The sequence below is a fragment of the Sphingorhabdus sp. genome, assembly GCF_040079335.1.
In the GTDB taxonomy this organism is placed as follows: Bacteria; Pseudomonadota; Alphaproteobacteria; order Sphingomonadales; family Sphingomonadaceae; genus Sphingorhabdus_B.
In genome coordinates this window covers 1-1,760 of the sequence record NZ_JBEBKL010000133.1, presented here as the reverse complement: position 1 = coordinate 1,760, position 1,760 = coordinate 1, and the positions used below count along the sequence as shown (strand labels likewise).

Genomic DNA, 1,760 nt, shown 5'->3' with positions numbered 1-1,760 from the left:
GCCTTGATCAACTCGCGAAAATCGTTGGTGTCCTTGCCCATCAGGAAAGGAACTGTCGGATCGATGATCTCGCCGCCCAGAATCTCGGCAGAGCCGCGTCCGAGACGCTCTGAGAGGAAGGTCAGGCGGTTCACTTTCAGCACCTGCGCAGGCGTTGCACCAGATTGCTGCATGAGGCCGGTCAGATCTTGCGAAAGTTCAGCGAGCTCTTCAGAACCCGAGCGAACCTGCGCGATATTGCGAGAGAGTTCGGTCAAGTCATTTTTCGCCGCCAAAATCGCGGTGGCTGACGCATAACCATCGGAAAAGCGCTTGGATAGCTCGGCTATACGCGATGTGAGTTCCTCGCTGATCTTGGCGTTTGGAACGGTGGTATTAAACGCTTCACCGCCGTCGTTGAGCACCTTCAGGTAGAGCTGAAACTGGTCTCGACTATCCTGCAGCTGGGGGAATGACGCCAGATCACCACGCGCGGCCAGCCCTGCAGATTTCGCCAGACGCTGGGAGTGGTACTGGAGCTGCGACGTGATGTTGGTGAAGGTCGAAATATTATTGCGGTTTCGGGCATCCAGAAAGATCGCACCGATGGTCAATGCGCCGAATAGCGCGGCGATGGTGAGCAGGATAGGCAATTGCTGTTCGACCGGACGATCGCCGATGATCGGCAAGTTGAACGCACCACCCTTCTTCAGGGCCGGCTTGGCGACCTTCGCGCCAGCGACATCGGCGGTGATCTTTCGCGCTTGGCTGGCGGTCGTGCCACCCGCACCATCGGTAGTGGGTGCGATGGCGGGCACTTTAGCCGCAGCGGCGGCAGGTGTTCCGAAGGGGCTCTTCTTCTTACCGAATAGTTTCTCAAAAAAAGAAGCGGGCGACTTGCCGCCGGACGGGGCCGTGCCTGCACCGCTTGACACTTTGACTGGCGCTTTGTTGCCCTTGTCCTTGTTCGTCAAGGACGGTAATTTGAATGCCATGGGCTTCTCCGTTGCTTGCTTGATACGTTCGTTGGTGGCACCGCTACGCGGTGGCCACCGCATGTCCAATGCCTACTTCCAGAAACCGCGTCTCGCGGGTCAATGCCGACAGATCCAGTTCGTACCAGCGCGTGCCAGCCGCGTCGCGATAGGCGCCGCGAATCCATGGTCGCGCGAGATCACTTTCCAGTACCTCTGCGACGAATTGCTCAGGGTTGTGCAGACCCAGCATGCGACTTACCACGAAGCCGGAGCCTTCGATGAGTTTGTCTGCGATTAAAATTACGCGGCGCTCCGTTCCCGGCCCGATCGACAGCCTCGGAAACATCGGCAAGATTCACCAGCCAATTCTCATCGCCGACGCGAAACCCCAGCCGCGAAAGAACTGTTTTCCGTGATGCCGCATCGCGGAGTCGTTCAGCAACCCCCTGCTGAAATTCGCGAAGACTTACTTTTCTCGCCATGGCTGGATTCGGACCGAACGGAGCCGAGCGTTAGCCGAGGGCTTTAATTTTTGAAATCAATTCAGCGCCGTTCACTGGCTTGACCAGATAGTCTTTTGCACCTTGGCGCATACCCCAGATCTTGTCTGTTTCCTGATCTTTGGTCGTACAGATGAATACTGGAATATGTTTGGTCGATTCATCCCGGGTGATGGCGCGCGTCGCTTGAAAACCGTTCAAGCCCGGCATGACCACGTCCATCAGGATCAGGTCAGGCAACTCGGCCTTGGCCTTCTCGACGCCCTCCTCACCACTGTTGGCGACAAGGACGGCATAGCCAGCT

The 1,760-nt window shown here is 57.3% G+C and carries 3 protein-coding genes; all 3 read right to left on the bottom strand.

Annotation, left to right across the window (positions count from 1 at the left end; all coding sequences use genetic code 11):
• The coding region (locus tag ABL922_RS14840) for a type IV pili methyl-accepting chemotaxis transducer N-terminal domain-containing protein (RefSeq protein WP_349024981.1) at positions 1 to 974 on the bottom strand (974 nt) is incomplete at its 3' end.
• 43 nt (positions 975 to 1,017) lie between these two features.
• Positions 1,018 to 1,308 carry a hypothetical protein gene (locus ABL922_RS14835; protein WP_349024980.1) on the bottom strand — a complete coding sequence of 97 codons (291 nt, stop codon included), beginning with the start codon at positions 1,306 to 1,308 and terminating at the stop codon, positions 1,018 to 1,020.
• Positions 1,309 to 1,468: 160 nt separating this feature from the next.
• The coding region (locus ABL922_RS14830; protein WP_349024979.1) for a response regulator at positions 1,469 to 1,760 on the bottom strand (292 nt) is incomplete at its 5' end.